Source organism: Frondihabitans sp. Leaf304 (assembly GCF_001423105.1).
In the GTDB taxonomy this organism is placed as follows: domain Bacteria; phylum Actinomycetota; class Actinomycetes; order Actinomycetales; family Microbacteriaceae; genus Frondihabitans.
Genome location: NZ_LMNV01000002.1, coordinates 1,757,142 through 1,774,825, shown reverse-complemented (window position 1 = coordinate 1,774,825; position 17,684 = coordinate 1,757,142). Strand labels below are relative to the sequence as shown.

Below are 17,684 nucleotides of genomic sequence, written 5' to 3'. Positions count from 1 at the left end.
CCTCGACCGTATCGGACCCGGTCGCGAGACCGAATGCAGGCGCCAGACGACCGTGCAGGGTGTCGCGGAACCGGGCGGCTAGTGCCGGCGGTGCCGACCGGTCGCCGGAGCGGTGAGGGCGGTGTCGAGCTGTGTCGTGAGGATGCCGGCGAGATCCTCGAGCGTGCGGATGTCGTCGGGGGTCCACTGTCGGGGCCGGTGATCGATGGCGCAGAGGGCGCCGACCGCGTGGCCGTCGGCGGTGATGAGGGGGATGCCCGCGTAGGCGATCCAGTCGCTCTCCGAGACGGACGGGCTGGAGGCGACGAGGGGGTGCGTGCTGGTGTCGTCGATGATGAGGGGTTGCCGGGAGGTGATCGCGTACTGGCAGTAGGAGTACTCCAACGGCGCACTGCCGGCGGCCGACCAGGGGGGAGTGAGGCCGACGTGGCTGGCGTAGACCTGCCGGTCGTTCTCGATGAAGGTGACGAGAGAAACCGGGGTGCGCAACTGATCGGAAGTGAGTTTCGTGAACTCGTCGAAGTCGACGGCTCCCGAGCTGTCTCGGAGGGCACGAACGGCGGCAAGCCGATCGACGTCGTTCAGCAGCGAGACAGGAGCGTGGTCCAACCCGCCGGGAAGACCGAGCTGGGTGGCGACCGCTCGTCGCAGGGCGTCGTCGTCGAGGGGCCCGGAGAGCACGTGGGTGGCGCCCGCCTTCTCCGCCGCGAGCCGCTTCTCGGGGGTGTTCGCGATCACCACGACGGGGGTGTCGGCGGTGGTGGGAAGGGAGAACAGTCGTCCGACGAGGGCGAGCCCGAACTCGTGCGTCATCGAGTCGCCGAGGATCACCAGGTCGGGTTCCGCGCGGAGGATCGCAGTGGTGGCCTCGAAAGGGCCCTCCCCGATCAACAACTCGAACCCGTGGGGCAGGAGGGCCTGCATGGCTTCGCGCCGAGTGCTCGGATCGCTGTCGACCAGAAACACCTTGGCGGCGGGGGCCTCTGTGCTGAGCGCCTCTGTGCTGGGCGCCTCGGCGGTGGGAGCGGAGGCGACGGTGGCAGCAGTGGTGGGCATGGAAGCTCTCCTCGGACGGCTCGCGTGACAGTGCCGAGTCGCGCCCACGAGGATCCCCGTGGTTGCGAACGAGGCACCCTGAAGCTTTAGCCTCGCAATATCGTGGCTCGACGGTTACACCCAGTGCGGGGGCCGTCGTCGCCCCTGCATGCACGAAAGATTCCGCTCGCACTCAGCGGCAGGCACAAAGATGGCCGGTAGTACATGGTGTGCAGCCCTCCGCGGGCTGCATGGAAAGCCGGACGAAGGAGACCCCTATGGCGAAGACCACGAAGCTCGAGAAGTCTGCCGAGAAGGCCTACGACAAGGCGAAGGAGGCGGTCAAGGACGCCCGCGATCTCGCCAAGAAGGTGGCGAAGAAGAAGCGCCCGCCCGTCGACGACCTCAAGAAGGATTTGAAGAAGGCGAAGGCCGACCTCGCGACGACTCCGGCCAAGTCGGCGGCGCCGAAGTCGGCGGCATCCAAGTCGGCGGCATCCAAGTCGGCGGCGCCGAAGTCGGATGAGGCCAAGGCGGGCGCCCTCTACACGCCGCCGCTGCCGCACAGCGCCGAGTCGGACGACCTCCACGCCCAGACCATGATCAGCCTGCGCACGACCGCGAAGGCCAAGGGTCTGACGGGTATCTCGCGGCTCAACAAGGCCGGCCTGATCGAGCGGCTTGAGCGCTCCGGCAGCTGACCCTCGGGCTGTAGATCGGCGAAGTCGTGCGAATCGGCCAGCGTCACAGCGCCGCGGCGCGTGAGGTTGGCCGATTCGCGTGAGGTCGCGGGCCAGACAGCGCTTCAGCTGTACGACTGCAACGGCAACCAGGCTCAGGTGTTCGCCATCAACTGAGCGCGCATCGCCTGCACGTGTGCCCTTGGCCTCTCGGCTGCGGGCACACGCGTGTGACCGGCGAGCCCTGCCTGCCATGTGTGGCGGGGACGGCCCGACCTAGAGCTCTCTTGGCGTCTCGGTCGCCGAGCAGCCGCACGACTCCCGAGCGATGAACTGCACGTCGAAGTCTCGCCTGGTCCAGCCGGGCACGCCGTCGACGATCTGGAGAAGTCGCTCCGTGGCGTCCCGGGCCATCTCCTCCACCGGAACCCTCACCGTGCTGATTCCCGGGCTGACGACACGGGCCAGGCCGAAGTCGTCGAAACCCACAACCGACATCTCGGTCGGCACGCCGATACCGAGCCGAGTCAGTGCGGTGATGGCGCCGAATGCCATGTCGTCATTGGCGAAGACCATCCCGTCGTAGTCGGCGAGACGGGAGCCGAGTTCGTCGATGACGGTCGCCCCACCCTGCTCGGTGAGGTCGGACTCGACGATGAGGGAGCCTTCGTCGACTCCCGCCTCGCGGACGGCGTCCGCGAACCCGAGGCTGCGATCGAGTCCGGTCTGGTGGTCACGCGGGCCGGCGACATGGATCAGACGCTTCCGGCCGTGGACCTCGAGGAGGTGCCTGGTGGCGAGAGCTGACGCGGCACGGTCGTCGATTCCCACCGTCACCGGCTCGTCGAGGTACGGAAAATTACCGATGAGGACGACCGGAACGCCTCCCTGTGAGAGGCGCTGAACCGTGGAATCGGTGATCGCCGCGCTCGTGACGACGGCACCGTCGACCATGTTGCCCCGAAGCACGCGTTCGTAGGCGGCGAGCCCATGGGCCTCGTCGGCGTTGGTGGCGAGGAGGGTCTGAACGTCGCGTCGGTTGCAGGCTTCGGTGACACCCTGCAGGACGTGCGTGAAGTAGGAGTGGCCGAACACGTGTGTCGCCGTGAGAGGAACGATGAGCGCGATGGTGTTCGTCTTCTGGTTGCGCAGCGCCCTCGCGGCCGACGACCCGACGTATCCCAACTCAGTCGCAGCCTGCCGGATCGCGATCTTCTTCTCGGCGCTGATGCGCCCGTTGTCGAGCAACGCCATCGACACGGCGGCGGGAGTCACGCCGACCTTCTCGGCGACGTCTTTGAGGGTCACCCTTCGCCCGTTCGTGGAGGCCATGAGATCCCTTCTGCTTGATCGATTGACCAGTCGAGCCCCAACCTACTGGACCCGACTCGCTTTCCTCAGACGGGCATCGGCCCGCCCTGCACGATCGCACGAATGACGCCAGGATCCAGCTTGGGTACGCGATCCTCGGTCAGAAGGCCGTTCGCCTCCTGCATGGTGTCGGTGAGCTGGGTATAGCAGGATCCGACGACCGCGCGCCCAGCCCGGATCCCTTCGTAGACAGCCAGGAGACGAGCCTGGAAATCCTCGGCGGATGTGGCGGAAGAGTAGCCCCATGCGTCCTCGGCCCGAGCACCGGGCGAGTACGTGATGCCGCCGAATTCCGTGACCATCACCGGGGCGTCGTCTCGGATCGACCCGGTGACTGTCATTCGACGCCCGGCAGGACCGAGCCCGTTCATGAGGTTCGCGCGAAGATTGGGGTCGGCGTACCGGTCGGTCAGGACGGCTTGGTCGGAGTCGTAGTCGTGCACGGTGAGGATGTCGGAGTCGACGTGTTCCCACCCATCGTTGGAGATCACAGGCCTGGTGGGGTCGATAGCTCTGGTCAGTGCCGTCAGCGCCCCGGCGAACGCGACCTGACGCGGGTCGTGGGCGATGTGCTGAATGCCCCAGCTCTCGTTCATCGGAACCCACGTGACGATCGAGGGGTGCGAGCGATCACGATCGACGACGTCCAGCCACTCCCGCGTCGTGCGCGAGACTGCCGTCGGCGAGAACTCGTAGGCGGCAGGCGCTTCTGCCCAGAGCATGAGACCCAGGCGGTCCGCCCAATAGAGGAATCTCGGATCCTCCATCTTTTGATGCACGCGGGCGCTGTTGAATCCCAGTCGAAGGATCCACGCGACTTCGTCCCGGAGTACCTCGGGGCTCGGGGCGGCCAGATGAGAAGTGGGCCAGAAACCCTGGCTGAGAACGGAGCGGATGTAAACGGGGCGTTCGTTCAATAAGAAGGAACGGTTGGCTATCGAGGTCGTCCGCAGTCCGAAGTAGCTGACGACTCGGTCGCGGCCGACTGTGACATCGGCGGTGATGAGGGAGGGATTATCGGGTGACCAGAGCAATCGCTCGTAGTCCTGTCCGTTCGCCTGCTGGGGGAGGTCGAGGGTGACCGTGGCACGTTGCCCGACGAGCGAGGCACCGACGTCCGCGAGTACGACCTCGCCGTGGGTGAGCGTGATGCGAACAGTGTCGCCTGACAGGGGCGGTGCCGTGAGTCGCAGTTCGCAGACCACCCGTGCCCCGGGCACATCGGCCGTCCAGTGGAGCTTCTCGACAGCGACGGCGGGTGTGGCCTCGAGCCACACGCTCTGCCAGATGCCGGTTGTCCTGCGGTACCAGATGACGTGCGCGTCGCTCTGCCAGTCCTGTTTGCCGCGAGGTTGGCCGACGTCGGCGGCGTAATCCTCGGCGCGGACGGTCACGGTATAGCCGGCGTTCCCAGGCTGGATTGGCACCACGAGCGAAAAGGGGGTGTGACCCCCCTCGTGCTGGGCGACCTGCGCTCCGTCCAGCCACACTGTGGCACGGTAGTCGACCGCACCGAAGTGGAGCACGAGACGGGGCCTGTCGTTCTCGTCGTAGCCGGCGGTTACGACGTCGTCCCACGAGATCTCCCGCTGGTACCAGACGACGTCATGGATCCCGTCGACTCCTATTCCCGAGGCGTTCGACTCCGGCGGAAACGGGACGATGATCGTTTCGGGGAAGGCGTGTTCTGGCAACCACCATTGCTCGGTGAGCCCGCGATCGTCGTCGTCGATGGCGAAACGCCAGACGCCGTCGAGGTTCTGCCAGTCTCGGCGGATGAGCTGCGGGCGGGGGTAGTGCGCATCATGCGCCTGCGCGGCCAGGGCCTCGGCCGAGAGGGTGTCAACCGACACGAACATCTCCGTTCGCCGGCGTCCATTCGGCTTCCTCCTGGAAGCTGCTCGCCGCACTCGTGTTCTGGCGAGTCGACTGCGAGTCGGTGACGGAAACGATGCCCATTCGCCGGAAGAAGAGGCTCGTCTCATCCGTCGAATCGGCGAATCGCTCCTGGTCCGCCGGCAGGTCGCCGCTCGGGTCGAGGACGAACTCCTCCACGTTCCGGCCGCCCGAGGCATACGACCAGTCGACGAAGTCGAGAAGAGGCCACCAGGTGTAGCCGCGGATGTCGCACCCCGCCGCGTTCATAGTCCGGACGAGGGCTGCCGATTGCTGCAGCCATGACTGGCGTTCCTGCTCGCTGCCCTCGATGCTGGTCTCCGTGATGACGATCGGGAGACCGTACCTTCGCAGGGCGTCCTCCAAAACGTGTTGCAGCCCCGCCGCGCCTCTGTTTTCCGTCACCTGGCGGGGAGAGCCGGGTGAGCCTCGAAGAATGCGCGGGGTGAGATCGGGGTAGTAGTTCACCCCGAGGACGTCGATCGTGGGAACGTCTCGAGTGAGTCGTTCGAGAGTCGACTGAGAGGCGCCGTGGTCGACGAGGTACTGCCTGTACGGGTGATCCTCGGTGACTCGACCCAGGAGCAACTCCAGGGGGAGCCGAGCGATTGCTTCGTGGTGCGCAACGTCGGCCTCCAATGCGGGGTCTGATGCCGAATACAGGGCAGATGCCTCGACATGCACGATCACGGCGTCCGGATTGGCGCCTCGAATCGCGCTGATGCTCTGTCGGATGCCGTCGACGATGGAGACGGTGACCTCGGTCCATCCGTCCCAGCCGGTGAGCGCCGGCGGCCAGACACCCCGGAGGCCGCAGAACGAGGCGGTGGTGAGCGGTTCGTTCAGGGGAGTGATGTGGTCGACGACACCGCGGTAGCGCTCCGCGAATGCGCCGGCGAACTCGGCCACGGTCTCGGCGTAGCGATCGTCGGCGAACGACCGGGTCAGCCACGTGGGCGTCCCGTAGTGGACCAGGTCGGCTACCACGACGAGACCGAGGGTCTTGACGGCGTAGTCCAGGCGTTCGTCGAGTGACTCCCAGCGGAACTCCCCCGGGGCCGTATGCACGAGTGGCCAGCTGACCCCGTACCGGAACCCGGTTGCCCCGAGTGCCTTGATGCGGTCGAAGTCCTCTCGCCAGTGATCGTCGTGACCGGTGAGGCGGTGCTCGTCGAGTGCTCCCATGGCAGAGCCGACGGGTGGATAGACGCAGGTGTCTTCGATGCCGAGGAGCCAGCGGAGCTCTCCTGAGGCGAAAAAGGGGTCTGTCATGGGTCTTACTTCAATCCGGTGTTAGAGATGCCCGCGACGAAGAAGCGCTGCGCGAGGAAGAAGGCGATGGCAATGGGGATCAGCGAGATGACCGCGCCGGCGAGCAGGACCGCGTGATCGGTGACGTGCTGCCCGCCGAAGAGGGCGAGCCCTGCCGGCAGTGTCTGCAGGTCGGGCGAACTCGTGACGACGAGGGGCCACAGCAGGTCGTTCCACAGGGCGGTGAAGTTCAGCAGCGCCACGGTCGCGATGGCCGGCTTCGAGAGCGGCAGGATGATGCTTCGGTAGATTTTGAAGTGGCTCGCGCCGTCCAGGCGAGCTGCCTCGTCGAGTTCTCTCGGGATGGAGATGAAGAACTGGCGGAACAGGAAGATCCCGAAGGCGCTCGTGGCACGGGGGATGATGAGCCCGTGATAAGTGTTCAGCCACCCGAGGTGGAAGAGCTCGATGAAGACCGGGATGAGAGTCACCTGGAAGGGCACCATCAACGTGACGAGCACGAGCCAGAACGCGATGGTCTTGCCCCGGAAGTCGAGACGAGCCAGTGCGTAGGCGCACATCGAGTCGAAGAGCAGGGTGAGAATCGTGGTCACGCCGGCGAAGACAACCGTGTTCAGGAGTAGGCGCAGGAACGGCAGCTGGTCCCAGACCCCTTTGTAGCCGTGCAGGGTCCACTGGGTGGGGAGAAGGCTGGCGGGGTGTGCGAAGAGGTCGGCCTCGCTGCGGAACGAGGTGCCGATCATCCAGATGAACGGCACGACGGCGACGATCACGCCGGCGGCGACGGCAACCCATTTGACGATGTCGAGGCCATTGCCCCGGCCTCGGATCGGCTGCCGGCGTTGATCCGGGGCGGTCCGGGGCGGCGCGGGTGCGGGGGTCAGAGTCTCAGTCGACATCGTTGTACCTGAAGAATTTCAGTTGAAGAGCGGAGACGATCACGATGAGCAGGAACAGCACCCACGAGATCGCCGACGCGTAACCGGTTTGGAAGTTCACGAATCCGTCGCGGAAGAGGAGGGTCACGAGAGTGTCCGTGGTGAAGAGCGGCCCCCCGCCCGTCATCACGTAGACCAGGTCGAAGAGCTGGAGCGACTGGATGGTCAGGATGACGCTGACGAACAGGATCGTGGGGCGGAGGGCTGGCAGTGTGACGAAACGAACCAGCTGACCACGACTGGCACCGTCGAGCCGGGCCGCTTCGTACTGGTCTTCGGGAACCCCCTTGAGGCCTGCCACCAGGATGATCATGACGAAGCCGACGTTCTTCCAGATCGATACGAAGATGATCGTCGGCAGTGCGAGTGTGGTGGAGGCCAACCACGCCGGGGCTCCCCAGCCGAGGGCTTTGGAGAGGCCGTCGACGAGACCGATGTTGGGATCCAGAAGGAATCGCCACACCAGACCTGCTGCGGTCAGTGACACCACGTAGGGAAAGAAGAACGCCGACCGGATGATCCGGGTGACGAGGTTCTCGGAAGCGAGTGCCAGCGCGAGGAAGAAACCGATCACGAGCAGGAGGAGCACGGAGACGGCCGTGATCTCGACCGTGTGGAGCAGCGCTCCCCAGAACTGAGGATCCCGGGTCAGCTGCACGTAGTTGTCGAAGCCGATGAAGGGTTGATCGGTGGCACCGACGGTCCAGGTGTGCAGGCTGTACCAGAAGGAGCGAACAATGGGCCAGAGCACGAACACGCCGAGAATCGCGAGACTCGGGGCCATGAAGAGCCACGCGGGGCGTGACCTCCACCGGGGCGTCCGGGCCGGGGTCCGGGCGTGGGGCGTCGCCTTGACGCCCCACGTGGTGTCTCCGGTGGTCATCAGCTCGAGCAGCCCGTCAACTGGTTGATGGTCGCGGCGGCGCTCGTGGCGTCGGCGGAGACATCGCCGTCGCGGGTGACTTTCTGGATGAAGGGCACGTAGCCGTTCGCGTCGACCTGCGTGGCACTGGGGACCTGGGGCAGGTAGAGCCGCGCATCGGGTACCTGGCTCGCGAACACCGAGACGGTGGGGTCGGCCTTCAGGGTCGCATTATCGCTCAGGTCGGTTCGCAGCGGCGGAAACCCGGTGCTCTTCGAGAACTTCAGCTGGGTGCTTTTCGAGGTCCAGTAGGCCAGGAACTGCTGCGCCTCGGTCGGGTGCTTCGTCTTTGCCGAGATCGCAAGCGGTGCCGTGCTCCCGAGAGTGACGTTGGTGCCGTCGTCGCCGACGGGGATCTTGGCGATCCCCAGGTCGATCCCCGCCGACTTGTAGCCGGGGGCGGCCCAGGGGCCGTTGATCTCCATAGCCGCCTTGCCTGCGGAGAACAACGAGTCGGCCTCGGCGCCCGACTGGCCCACGGGCGAGATCTTGTCGTCTTTGACGAGGGTGACCCACGGCTGCAGGCTGTCGATGCTGGCCTGCGTCTGGAGGGCGCTGCAGTTCTTGCTGTCGGTGACCTCGCCGCCGGACAGCCACTGCAGAATCGGCCACATCTGAATGGTGTTGTTGTCGGCCAGGGAGAGCCCGTACGTGCCGCCGGTCGTGAGCTTCTTTGCATCGGCCTGGAACTCGGCGACGGTGGTGGGGGCCGAGGCGATGCCAGCTGCCTTGAACAGCTTCTTGTTGTAGTAGAGGCTCAGCGTGGCGTAGTTGGCCGGAACCGCATAGAGCTTGCCGTTGTAGGTGAACTCCTTCGTCAACGCCGAGGCGAACTTCGAGGTGTTGATCTTCGTGTCTCCCGAGCCCGTGGCGGTGAGTGGCAGAACCGAGTTCGTCTTGACGTATTGAGCGATCACATTGGGATCGGGCGCCGGCGCCGCGATGTCCGGGCCAGTCCCGGTGAGCCAGGCCGACGGCAGCTTCTGCTGGATGGTGTCCCACGGCTGAACCGTCATCGTGACCTTCACCTTGGACTGCGAGGCGTTGAAGTCCTTGACGATCTGCTTGTAGCCCGGGGCGTCGCCGCCGGTGAATCCCGTCCAGACGGTCAAATCGACGGGCCCGGACGATGACGACGAGGACGAACACCCTGTGAGTCCGGCACCAGCGGCCAGCAGGGCGATCGCTCCGATCGCTACAGACTTCTTCTTTTTCATGACTCTCCTTTGAGCATCCGGATTTCGGGTTTCCGGTCCGCGCTGAAATGCGCTTTATCGTTATAGCACGATGTCGCCAGAGACGCGAGCTTCGCCAAGGATCCCTGCGTTACGCGGTTCCCCCAGGTGCATCGAGGCCGGTTTCCACTCGCTCGCCGAGTTCACCCCGCGTTCACGAGTCGGGCTTACCTTCGCGGCAACCGCTTCGACGTCGTGCCGGAGCCTCCACGTCTGGAGTCATCGATATGAGCGTCCTCGTCATCGTCCTGATGGTCATCGTCATTGCCCTGATCTTCGATTTCACCAACGGTTTCCACGACACTGCCAATGCCATGGCGACGTCGGTCGCTACGGGGGCGCTCAAGCCCAAAGTCGCGGTGCTGCTGTCGGCCGTGCTCAACCTGGTGGGCGCATTCCTTTCGACTCAGGTCGCCAAGACGGTCTCGTCGGGCATCCTCACCGAAGACTCGAAGGGCCTGCCGCACATCACGCCCGTGCTGATCTTCGCCGGCCTCGTCGGTGCCGTGCTCTGGAACCTCGGCACCTGGTGGCTCGGCCTGCCATCGAGTTCGACCCATGCGTTGTTCGGAGGCCTCATCGGTGCGGCCATCATCGGATCCGGCGTCAGCGCTGTCGATTTCTCGGGTGTCCTGTCGAAGATCGTGCTTCCCGCGGTGCTCTCACCGTTCATCGCGGGTGCTGTCGCGCTCATTGCCACCTACATCGCCTACCGGGTGACGAAACTCTCCGAGGTGCATGGTGCGAAGCGCGGCTTCCGGCACGCGCAGACCGTGTCGGCTTCGCTGGTTTCGCTGGCTCACGGCACGAACGACGCCCAGAAGACGATGGGCGTCGTCACCCTGACGTTGATCGTGAGCGGCTACCAGGCCTCCAACACGGGCCCGCAGATCTGGGTGATCCTCATCTGCGGCCTGGCGATCGCCCTGGGCACCTACACCGGCGGCTGGCGCATCATGCGAACGGTCGGCAAGAACATCACCGACGTGGAATCGCCCCAGGGTTTCGCAGCCGAGACGAGCTCGGCTGCCACGCTGCTCATCTCGTCGAACCTCGGTTTTCCCCTGTCGACCACCCAGATCACGTCCGGTGCGGTCGTCGGAGCCGGGCTCGGCAAACGACTCGCCTCGGTCCACTGGAACACGGTCAGCAAGATCGCCCTCGGGTGGGTTGTGACCCTGCCGGCCGCGGCGCTCGCCGGGGGTGGTGCAGCCTGGCTCGCCGGGACCGGCGCGATCGGACTCGCGGCGGTCGTGGTCGTCGCGGTCGCGGGTGGCGGCACCTTCGTGCTGCTCGCGAGACGCCACCCGGTCAGCCACGAGAACGTGAACGACGACTCATCGACCGCCACCGGTCGACCGCTCGCCGATGTCTCCACCGGTTCCTCCACCTCGTCTGACTCCTCGAAGGGTTGAAGTCATGAGTACAACCTCCCTCCTCGCCGCAGCGTCATCGTCGTCGGCCGCCGGGTTCCTCGGTGTCGACTGGTCGTCCATCGCCGAGGTCTGTGTCGTCACCCTGGTCGCCACGGTTGCGATCGTGACCATCTTCTCGGTTGGGCTCCGGCTGCTCTCGATCGGATCGCCCGACGACGGTGGTGAGATCGCCGGCCATGGCGCGCTGACCTCCCGACCGGCGGCCGCGACCCTGGGCGGGTACGTCTGTGTCGGCATCGGCGGTGCGGCGGTGCTGTATGGCATCTACCTCGTGGTGCCGCTTTTCCACTGACGGGCGTCGGTGTTGCCGTGCGCGACCACGGTCTGCTCTTGCGCCTCAACACGGTGAAATCGCCCGCTTTTTCGGCGTCACCCTCTGCTCACGACCGCACGCGTTCAGTAGACGGGTCGATGGTTGGATCGAACCATGAGCAGTAGCGCCAACATTGCACTAGTCACCGTCGACGGTTCCGAGGTGTCTCGTGACTACGACCTCGATCCGGTGCCCGAATTCGAATTTGTGACTGACGAGAACAACTCATATCGAGTCATCATGGAGGAGACGGAAAGCGATCGTATGTGGACTGTCACTCGGGTCGATTCCGGTCACGAGAGTGAGGCTGGAACGGTGCGACACGAGAAGCCCTGGCTGATCTTCGGGTCGAGCGCACATCGCTACTTCAAGCCTGGAGCCACCTTCTCGTCGGGTTTCCAAAACGACCTCTGGAATGCGGTTCAGTCTCTCGCCGAGTGAGAGATGCAGGCATCCCGTAGTCGAAGTCGAATTAGAACGAGCCCGCATGCTTCCGGAGGAGATAGTCAAGCGGGCTCGTGGCTAAAGGATCAGTGGCTGGTAGCGGATTTCCACCAGGCGAGATCCGCATCGATCTCAGTCGACTGGTGCAACTCCGTGCCGTTGAAGGTGAAGACTTCGAGGTCGACATCCAGGGTGGTCGTTCCCTCCTGAATCTTCAGGCGAACGGTGGGGTTGAGCCGAGGCGGCGTGTAGTCGAACTCGCTACCGGTTTCGACGTCCACGATTCGCGTGATATCGATTGAGCCGGCATCGAATACGGGGTCGGAGCCAGCGTAAAACTGGACTGCGCCGTCGTTGACGACTGCGATGACGTAGGACTCGCCCAGCAGTTTGATCTCGCGGTCTCCTTCGTGCTTTTCGATGTCGCGGAGGACAACGCGAGCAGGAAGTGTGGCCCGGAGGTGCCGGCGTTCGAGATCGGGATGAAGTCGAGCGACCTCGGCATCGCGGACTTTGACTTCTTCGTCATGGGTAGCGGACATGCCGCAACGATACTGAGAAACCTATATTTTTGCAGTGTGCGCATCGACGTCTATTTCTGACAAGGCCACGATCGTGAGAGAAACGGAACAGCCGTTTGCGGTCTCATGAGACTGACCGTCATTCCGGGGTATCGCCCTGGCTGGCCTGTTCCGTCAACGTCTCGTTATAGAGCTCCGTTGCTCTCTGACCCCACTTCCTGGTGAAAAGGATCCGATATCCGCCAGCGAGCAGCCAGACGGCAGCGACAGTGAAATGTCCGAGAGACTCGGTGACGGATTCGAGCGCGCGAATTCCACCGAGAATAACGTAGACCAGGGCAAGGCTGAAGTAGAGCCAGCCAGCGCCGGCGCTCATGTCGGCCAGTGGCTTGAGAAAACGCAGACGTCGTGACAGGGATACCTGTCTGGGGAGAGGCCCGTCGCGCACCCATTGGTGGAGCATCCAATGCGCCGTGTAGCCGCCCACGCGAGACCACGACCACAGCAGGAGTGCTGAGACGACGCAGATGAGTGCTCCCGCCACAGCTGCAACGGCTGACGCAGAGGCGCCCGCGAATCCCGGGGGAAACAGGCTCAGCCACAGCACGAGGAAAACCCCTGCCAGGCCCAATATCTGCAGGCACGGCAGTGCGTAGAAGGCCAGACCGCGACGGGCCTTAAGCGGGGCCTCTCGTTGTGAATTGGACGTCGGAGTCTCCTTCGAGCAAAAAGCAGAGTGCAATCGATCTGACATTCTCACGATGCGGCTAGTGGTCGGGGAGCACTCCGGTGAGGGCAAGGACCACTATCGAGACCTCGCCGACGCAGAGAACGATGCCGATCAGTCGAATGTAGGCCGGGCTGAACTGGCGTCCGGTGACGCTTCGGCCCATCAGGCTGAGCGCCCAGTCGTCCCAGATGGCGACGATGGCGCCATAGACTGCGGCGATGGCACCGCCGATGCCGAAGATGACCTGTGGGTTCACTTCTTGGCCGCCCTATTTTGGCGAATCAGGATCCGCACGAACTGGGTCTCCATGAACACGCAGATCGCGAGAGCGATCAGGGCGACGAGGATCCCAGTGCCCAAGGGGTGCGTGTTCGTGACGGCCGCGATCGGGGTTGCGACGCACAGAAAACCGCACACGATGACGTTGAACCAGGCTCCGATACGGCCCCCGGGTGGGGTCGCCATCCGGTTCAGCGGATCCCATCCTCTAGCCACGGATCTCTCCGGAGTCCACGGCTGAGTTGTGTGTCACGGGCGTGGAGTCCACCTGGGCCAGGAGGACATCGATCTTCCTGACCAAGCGCTTCGCGGCGACAATCGAGAACACCGCGATAGCGACGAAGAAGGCGACGAAGATCCAGGGGGCGACCGCAGTCGGATCCTGGACCGCTAACCACACGCCCAGTGCGGTGAAGACGCCGAAGACAATCGGATTCATCCACTGGGCTCGTTCATTTTGCCTCCGGCGCCCCTCGAGTGCAGGCACCCACAGTGACGCGTCAGCGCCCTTCGGCACGGAACCCGTTTTGAGGGCCGTGGCGATCTGGGCGGTTGTCTCGACACCACCGTCTCGGCGCCGTTGCCGGGCTACGAGGGCAGTCATGGCCCCGCCGAAGAGGGCGGCGGTGACGAAGCGAATCAGCGCGGTGACGAGAGTCAGTCTTCCCGTTCCATCGAGAAGGGCGAAGCCGTAGGTCCCGATGAAGTAGACACCGGTGAACCAGGCGAACAGCACGCCGAGAGGAGCGGTCTGGATGTGAGCGCGGAATTCCTTCATCGCTTCGGCAGCTCGTTTACAGGGGCATGTCGGCGCATGGGGTCTCCTTGGAAGGGCCGAGGAAGATTCGGGCGTCTTCGGCCTGCTCATAAGGTAATCCCTCACGGCCCCGACGTCCGCCGCAAGGCGCGACGTCAGCCTCGCCCGTAAGCACTCCCGTCGCAGGTGTGAACGGCCGAGTCGTCGCCGAGCAAACGCAGGTTGTACGTCGCGCAGTCGACGAACGTGCCGATGCTGATACGTGACGAAGACCTCCGGAGTTCGCCCTTCGACGGGCCGTCCGATCCGATACCCGCGCGGTGCACCATCCACTCGATGTCGCGCGCCTCGTCGTCGAGGAACCGCATCACCGCCTCATTGTCTTCGTGCTGGCCGATGTAGCCGCGAGCGAGCGTGCTTCGCACCGCTCGGAGAACGGGCGAGAGCCGCTTGCCCGGGGCTGCGCTCAGCCCGCCCGCCTGATAGAGGAACCGACGAGTGCCGCTCCGTCGCATCGCGGGCACAAGGGCGCGGACGAGCGCGGTATTGACCTTGCGCTCGCGCTGCGCCGCCGCATCGCCCAGCATCGCGACCACCGCGTCGACACCGTGAAGCAGCGCGTCGAGATCGAGGTCGTCGTCGATCGATCCCTGCACGATCTCCACGTCGTCGTGCGCGATTGTCATCTTGCTGGGTGTCCGAGCGAGCACGCGGACGCGGTGGCCGGCGTCGAGAGCGAGCCGGGTGAAGTGCTGCCCGGTCTGCCCGGTGCCGCCGAATACCAAAAGTGTTCGCTGGGTTGTCATGACCCCAATATAGGCACTGTCTAGAAAATAGGCAATGACTAGTTTGGGTTTAGACTGACGTCATGACCGAGCGGCCCTTTCATCACGGAAACCTCCGTGCTGTCTTGCTCGATGAGGCAGTCGGCGTTTTGCGCGAGACCGGCGTGGAAGGCCTCTCTCTCCGAGATCTCGCCCGGCGCGCCGGTGTCAGCCACGGCGCCCCGCGGAGTCACTTCGTCGACCGCCAGGCGCTGCTCGACGCTCTGGCCGAGCTTGGCTTCGAGCGGCTCACGACCGCGGTTCGTCGAGCACTGGCCGAGGAGGGCGACATCTCGAAGCGCTTTGATCGCGTCGCGCGGGCCTATGTCGACTTCGCCATCGACGACGCCGCGCTCATGGAGCTGATGTTCCAGACCAAGACGACCGACCGATCCGACCGGGTGAGCGATTCGGCGGGCGCGCTGTTCGCCCTGCTCGACAGCGCGATGGGCCCTCAGCCCGAGGGTGATGACGACGGCTCCCGATTCGACTTCAAGATGCTCTTCGCCGCCACGATGCAGGGGATCGCCTCGCTCGTGGGATCCCGACGGCTGGAGCGTACCGCCGCAGATCGCCTGGTCGGTGCGGCGATGGAGACGATGCTCGGGTCTGGCCTCGGCGCCCGCGCCGTCACAGCCCGCTGACCTCGGGCGCTCGTCGAGCGGCGGCGTGTGTGCCCCCGGGCTGGTTGCTCAACGCGTGTGCGCCGGATCCTGACTCGTCAGAAAGAGCCGGTGGCTCGTGATGAGCACGGACAGCCAGCCGGCCCCGGTCGTCCAGCCGACGGCGACGTCAGTGAACCAGTGGGCACCGAGCAGCACTCGAGACAGGCCGACCGTGACGGCAGTCGCAGCGGCCGTGGCGATGACGACGGTCTGCGGTGCGTTCCGCTCCTCGTACAGGGCGAAGAGGTAGGCCCCGGCGCCGAGCACGGTGGTGGCGTTGAGGGTGTGACCCGAGGGGAACGAGGGTGACTTCTCGAACGGCGCGATGGCGTCTCGTCGATGAGGGCGGTTGCGGTCGATGATGTTCTTGCCCGCCAGAGTCATGGCCAAGGATCCGACGCCGGCCGCCGTCACGACCACCACCGGTGTCAGCTCGCGGCTGCGGGCCGCCAGGGCTCCCGCCATCGCGAGCCCGAGAACGGGCATGCCGACGGGCCCGAAGAGCCGGGCGATCCCGGCTGCGCTCGCATCGACGGCGGGGGAGCGGAGCTTCTGCGCCAGAGCCAGGGCGGGCCCGTCGAGGCTCTCGATACCGTTGCGGCTCGTGACTCCGTCGTAGATCCACGAGGCACCGACCGTTGCTGCGACGGCGATGCCGCCGCCCACCGCCAGGGTGGCCGCTAGTGCCGGTCGTGCACCGACACGGGAAGCAAGCCGGCCATGGCGGTCTGCCAGCCGTTGCCCGGCCTTCGTGCGCCACTCCCGCACATCGCGACTGCCGATCTTCCGGTCGAGGCGGTCGTCGGTGTCAGGCTGGCGCACGTGGGTCACCTGTTCAGTGTGCTCGGGTTCGTCGAGCATGTCCGGTGGCGGCTCGCGCGTTCCACGCGGTGGCCCAGCGGCACCGGCTCGCCAATGAAAGACGTAGGAGGCCGGCTCCACGGGAGGCTGGTGGAAAAAGCGACGATCTTTCGAGATCGAGTCGCCGCTTGGCCGCCCGCCTCTACCGGCGATCTGCCAGGTTGCTCTAAGCTCGGCGTCGATCACTAGCCGAAGCAGTCCAGGAGGACAGACGATGTCGTATTCCCAGCCCCCCGCCTACCAGGGCGAGTCGAAGTCGCTCCCGGGCGAACCGCCGCTCAACCAGCCGTACTACGGCGCACCCATCGGTGCGGCCGCCAAGCGGTTCTTCAAGAAGTACGCCACCTTCTCCGGTCGTGCGTCGCGAAGCGAGTTCTGGTGGTGGACCTTGATCGCTGGCATCGTCAGCATCGTGCTGAACATCATCTCTCAGGCTGCCGGTGGAAACACGATGAGCGCCTCAGGAGCGATGACGATGTCGGGCGGCGCAACTGTCGTGTCGGTCATCGCCGGAATCTGGGCCCTCGCCACGATCATCCCGTCGCTGGCGCTGGCATGGCGACGCCTCCACGACACCAACCGCAGCGGGGCCTGGTACCTGCTCATTCTGATTCCCTTTGTGGGCGCCATCATCCTCATCGTGTGGTTCGCGTCGGCGGGCAAGCCCGAAGGCCAGCGCTTCGACCGCTGATAGCGTCGGGCCTCCGCTTCGGTCGGAGTCCTGACAACGAGAGACGCCCCGGCCCGGACATTCGGCCCGGGGCGTCTGGGCGCTCAGACGTCCTCGCGCCGTCGACAAGCGCGCCCGCGCGAGTGAGCGAGAATGGCCGCATGTCGAACACGGTCGGAAGGCCCCGCCTCAAGCAGAGCCAGCGGCCCAGCATGGAGGCCGCCGACGAGATTCTCGATGCCGCCGCCGAGCTCTTCACCACACGCGGCTACTCGGCGACGTCGACCCGGCGGATCGCCGAGAGCGTCGGACTGCAGCAGGCGTCGATCTATCACTACTTCGCCACCAAGCAGTCGATCCTCCGCACGCTGCTGCTGAGCACGGTCGAGACCACCCTCGCAGCACTGCCCGGCTTGCTCGCCAGCGAGGGTCACGCCGCGGCCCGCCTCCATGCCCTCGCCCGGTTCGACTCGGCCCAGCTGCTGGCGTCGACCTGGAACCTGGGGGCGCTCTACCTGCTGCCCGAGGTGCGGGGCAGCGAATTCGACGACTTCACACGGGCCCGGCGCGATCTCCGTGACGCATACGCGACACTGGTCGACGAGGTCGCGACCGAAGAGGGCCTAGCCCTCTCGACCGTTCAACGCGAGCTCCCATTCCGTGTGGTCGAGACGGTCATCAGCATTCGCATGGATTCCGACGGCTTGCCCCCGACGCTCTCCGGCGAGATCGCGGACGCCGCTCTCCGCGCACTCGGAGTGGCGAGCGATCGCTGGGTCGCAGCCGTCTAAGCGCAGGATCCGGGCGCCCTCTGCAGAATTAACACACCTGCAAC

Annotated in this window: 21 protein-coding genes; 7 read left to right on the top strand and 14 right to left on the bottom strand. The window is 65.3% G+C overall.

All coding sequences use genetic code 11. The annotated features are described in order from the left end of the window. Positions 1 to 78 precede the first annotated feature (78 nt). Entirely contained in the window at positions 79 to 1,056 is a 978-nt protein-coding gene (locus ASF54_RS07925; RefSeq protein ID WP_055960689.1) for a GAF domain-containing protein, read from the bottom strand. 257 nt (positions 1,057 to 1,313) lie between these two features. On the opposite strand from ASF54_RS07925, the gene ASF54_RS16385 reads away from it, so the two are divergent. Continuing rightward, positions 1,314 to 1,736 (top strand): hypothetical protein, encoded by a 423-nt coding sequence (locus tag ASF54_RS16385; RefSeq protein ID WP_055960688.1) that lies wholly within the window; start codon positions 1,314 to 1,316, stop codon positions 1,734 to 1,736. 255 nt (positions 1,737 to 1,991) lie between these two features. Here the strand turns inward: ASF54_RS16385 and ASF54_RS07915 are convergent, their stop codons facing one another. From ASF54_RS07915 to ASF54_RS07890, 6 genes are all read right to left on the bottom strand, one after another. Next, positions 1,992 to 3,047 carry a LacI family DNA-binding transcriptional regulator gene (locus ASF54_RS07915; RefSeq protein ID WP_055960686.1) on the bottom strand — a complete coding sequence of 352 codons (1,056 nt, stop codon included), beginning with the start codon at positions 3,045 to 3,047 and terminating at the stop codon, positions 1,992 to 1,994. A gap of 65 nt (positions 3,048 to 3,112) precedes the next feature. Continuing rightward, positions 3,113 to 4,939, bottom strand: a complete 1,827-nt coding sequence (locus tag ASF54_RS07910; protein ID WP_235480972.1) for a glycoside hydrolase family 2 protein — start codon at positions 4,937 to 4,939, stop codon at positions 3,113 to 3,115. Continuing rightward, positions 4,929 to 6,254 carry a family 1 glycosylhydrolase gene (locus tag ASF54_RS07905; protein WP_055960682.1) on the bottom strand — a complete coding sequence of 442 codons (1,326 nt, stop codon included), beginning with the start codon at positions 6,252 to 6,254 and terminating at the stop codon, positions 4,929 to 4,931. The genes ASF54_RS07910 and ASF54_RS07905 overlap by 11 nt, the downstream gene beginning before the upstream one ends. A 5-nt stretch (positions 6,255 to 6,259) precedes the next feature. Then, complete coding sequence (locus tag ASF54_RS07900; RefSeq protein WP_055960679.1) at positions 6,260 to 7,153, bottom strand: carbohydrate ABC transporter permease; 894 nt, start codon at positions 7,151 to 7,153, stop codon at positions 6,260 to 6,262. Next, positions 7,143 to 8,075, bottom strand: a complete 933-nt coding sequence (locus tag ASF54_RS07895) for a carbohydrate ABC transporter permease (protein ID WP_084816036.1) — start codon at positions 8,073 to 8,075, stop codon at positions 7,143 to 7,145. Before ASF54_RS07895 ends, ASF54_RS07900 begins: the two co-directional genes overlap by 11 nt. Further along, positions 8,075 to 9,331 (bottom strand): ABC transporter substrate-binding protein, encoded by a 1,257-nt coding sequence (locus ASF54_RS07890; protein WP_055960677.1) that lies wholly within the window; start codon positions 9,329 to 9,331, stop codon positions 8,075 to 8,077. The genes ASF54_RS07895 and ASF54_RS07890 overlap by 1 nt, the downstream gene beginning before the upstream one ends. Positions 9,332 to 9,576: 245 nt before the next feature. Between ASF54_RS07890 and ASF54_RS07885 the strand changes: the two genes are divergently transcribed. The 3 genes from ASF54_RS07885 to ASF54_RS07875 all read left to right on the top strand — a co-directional run bounded on the left by ASF54_RS07885 (position 9,577) and on the right by ASF54_RS07875 (position 11,539). Further along, complete coding sequence (locus tag ASF54_RS07885; RefSeq protein ID WP_055960675.1) at positions 9,577 to 10,764, top strand: inorganic phosphate transporter; 1,188 nt, start codon at positions 9,577 to 9,579, stop codon at positions 10,762 to 10,764. 4 nt (positions 10,765 to 10,768) lie between these two features. Further along, entirely contained in the window at positions 10,769 to 11,077 is a 309-nt protein-coding gene (locus tag ASF54_RS07880; protein ID WP_055960673.1) for a hypothetical protein, read from the top strand. Between the two features lie 135 nt (positions 11,078 to 11,212). After that, positions 11,213 to 11,539 (top strand): hypothetical protein, encoded by a 327-nt coding sequence (locus ASF54_RS07875; protein WP_055960671.1) that lies wholly within the window; start codon positions 11,213 to 11,215, stop codon positions 11,537 to 11,539. Between the two features lie 89 nt (positions 11,540 to 11,628). On the opposite strand, the gene ASF54_RS07870 is transcribed toward ASF54_RS07875, so the two are convergent. From ASF54_RS07870 to ASF54_RS07845, 6 genes are all read right to left on the bottom strand, one after another. Further along, on the bottom strand, positions 11,629 to 12,084 hold the full coding sequence (locus ASF54_RS07870) for a hypothetical protein (protein WP_055960669.1): 456 nt from the start codon (positions 12,082 to 12,084) through the stop codon (positions 11,629 to 11,631). A gap of 118 nt (positions 12,085 to 12,202) precedes the next feature. After that, on the bottom strand, positions 12,203 to 12,550 hold the full coding sequence (locus tag ASF54_RS07865; protein ID WP_157510069.1) for a hypothetical protein: 348 nt from the start codon (positions 12,548 to 12,550) through the stop codon (positions 12,203 to 12,205). 280 nt (positions 12,551 to 12,830) lie between these two features. Further along, a complete protein-coding gene (locus ASF54_RS07860) occupies positions 12,831 to 13,049 on the bottom strand; it encodes a hypothetical protein (RefSeq protein ID WP_055960665.1) in 219 nt (72 codons plus the stop codon). Then, positions 13,046 to 13,258 carry a hypothetical protein gene (locus ASF54_RS07855; RefSeq protein ID WP_055960662.1) on the bottom strand — a complete coding sequence of 71 codons (213 nt, stop codon included), beginning with the start codon at positions 13,256 to 13,258 and terminating at the stop codon, positions 13,046 to 13,048. The genes ASF54_RS07860 and ASF54_RS07855 overlap by 4 nt, the downstream gene beginning before the upstream one ends. A gap of 22 nt (positions 13,259 to 13,280) precedes the next feature. Further along, a complete protein-coding gene (locus ASF54_RS07850) occupies positions 13,281 to 13,850 on the bottom strand; it encodes a hypothetical protein (protein WP_055960660.1) in 570 nt (189 codons plus the stop codon). A 134-nt stretch (positions 13,851 to 13,984) separates the two neighbouring features. Further along, positions 13,985 to 14,635: an NAD(P)-dependent oxidoreductase gene (locus ASF54_RS07845; RefSeq protein ID WP_055960658.1), complete on the bottom strand. Its 651-nt coding sequence runs from the start codon at positions 14,633 to 14,635 to the stop codon at positions 13,985 to 13,987. 62 nt (positions 14,636 to 14,697) lie between these two features. Between ASF54_RS07845 and ASF54_RS07840 the strand changes: the two genes are divergently transcribed. Continuing rightward, a complete protein-coding gene (locus ASF54_RS07840; protein WP_055960656.1) occupies positions 14,698 to 15,297 on the top strand; it encodes a TetR/AcrR family transcriptional regulator in 600 nt (199 codons plus the stop codon). Positions 15,298 to 15,345: 48 nt separating this feature from the next. Here ASF54_RS07840 and ASF54_RS07835 read toward each other — a convergent pair whose 3' ends face one another. Then, entirely contained in the window at positions 15,346 to 16,149 is an 804-nt protein-coding gene (locus tag ASF54_RS07835; RefSeq protein WP_162237110.1) for a phosphatase PAP2 family protein, read from the bottom strand. A gap of 244 nt (positions 16,150 to 16,393) precedes the next feature. On the opposite strand from ASF54_RS07835, the gene ASF54_RS07830 reads away from it, so the two are divergent. Further along, positions 16,394 to 16,870, top strand: coding sequence for a DUF805 domain-containing protein (locus ASF54_RS07830; RefSeq protein WP_055960652.1), 477 nt, complete (start codon positions 16,394 to 16,396; stop codon positions 16,868 to 16,870). 140 nt (positions 16,871 to 17,010) lie between these two features. Continuing rightward, complete coding sequence (locus tag ASF54_RS07825; protein ID WP_055960650.1) at positions 17,011 to 17,640, top strand: helix-turn-helix domain-containing protein; 630 nt, start codon at positions 17,011 to 17,013, stop codon at positions 17,638 to 17,640. Positions 17,641 to 17,684: the final 44 nt, after the last annotated feature.

Bases quoted from the DNA above. Each gene is read 5' to 3' on its own strand.
- ASF54_RS07905 (WP_055960682.1), bottom strand. From the start codon at position 6,254: ATGACAGACCCCTTTTTCGCCTCAGGAGAGCTCCGCTGGCTCCTCGGC.
- ASF54_RS07875 (WP_055960671.1), top strand. From the start codon at position 11,213: ATGAGCAGTAGCGCCAACATTGCACTAGTCACCGTCGACGGTTCCGAG.
- ASF54_RS07880 (WP_055960673.1), top strand. From the start codon at position 10,769: ATGAGTACAACCTCCCTCCTCGCCGCAGCGTCATCGTCGTCGGCCGCC.
- ASF54_RS07895 (WP_084816036.1), bottom strand. From the start codon at position 8,075: ATGACCACCGGAGACACCACGTGGGGCGTCAAGGCGACGCCCCACGCC.
- ASF54_RS07855 (WP_055960662.1), bottom strand. From the start codon at position 13,258: ATGGCGACCCCACCCGGGGGCCGTATCGGAGCCTGGTTCAACGTCATC.
- ASF54_RS07845 (WP_055960658.1), bottom strand. From the start codon at position 14,635: ATGACAACCCAGCGAACACTTTTGGTATTCGGCGGCACCGGGCAGACC.
- ASF54_RS07925 (WP_055960689.1), bottom strand. From the start codon at position 1,056: ATGCCCACCACTGCTGCCACCGTCGCCTCCGCTCCCACCGCCGAGGCG.
- ASF54_RS07870 (WP_055960669.1), bottom strand. From the start codon at position 12,084: ATGTCCGCTACCCATGACGAAGAAGTCAAAGTCCGCGATGCCGAGGTC.
- ASF54_RS07915 (WP_055960686.1), bottom strand. From the start codon at position 3,047: ATGGCCTCCACGAACGGGCGAAGGGTGACCCTCAAAGACGTCGCCGAG.
- ASF54_RS07885 (WP_055960675.1), top strand. From the start codon at position 9,577: ATGAGCGTCCTCGTCATCGTCCTGATGGTCATCGTCATTGCCCTGATC.
- ASF54_RS07840 (WP_055960656.1), top strand. From the start codon at position 14,698: ATGACCGAGCGGCCCTTTCATCACGGAAACCTCCGTGCTGTCTTGCTC.
- ASF54_RS07830 (WP_055960652.1), top strand. From the start codon at position 16,394: ATGTCGTATTCCCAGCCCCCCGCCTACCAGGGCGAGTCGAAGTCGCTC.
- ASF54_RS07890 (WP_055960677.1), bottom strand. From the start codon at position 9,331: ATGAAAAAGAAGAAGTCTGTAGCGATCGGAGCGATCGCCCTGCTGGCC.
- ASF54_RS07900 (WP_055960679.1), bottom strand. From the start codon at position 7,153: ATGTCGACTGAGACTCTGACCCCCGCACCCGCGCCGCCCCGGACCGCC.
- ASF54_RS07825 (WP_055960650.1), top strand. From the start codon at position 17,011: ATGTCGAACACGGTCGGAAGGCCCCGCCTCAAGCAGAGCCAGCGGCCC.
- ASF54_RS07850 (WP_055960660.1), bottom strand. From the start codon at position 13,850: ATGAAGGAATTCCGCGCTCACATCCAGACCGCTCCTCTCGGCGTGCTG.
- ASF54_RS16385 (WP_055960688.1), top strand. From the start codon at position 1,314: ATGGCGAAGACCACGAAGCTCGAGAAGTCTGCCGAGAAGGCCTACGAC.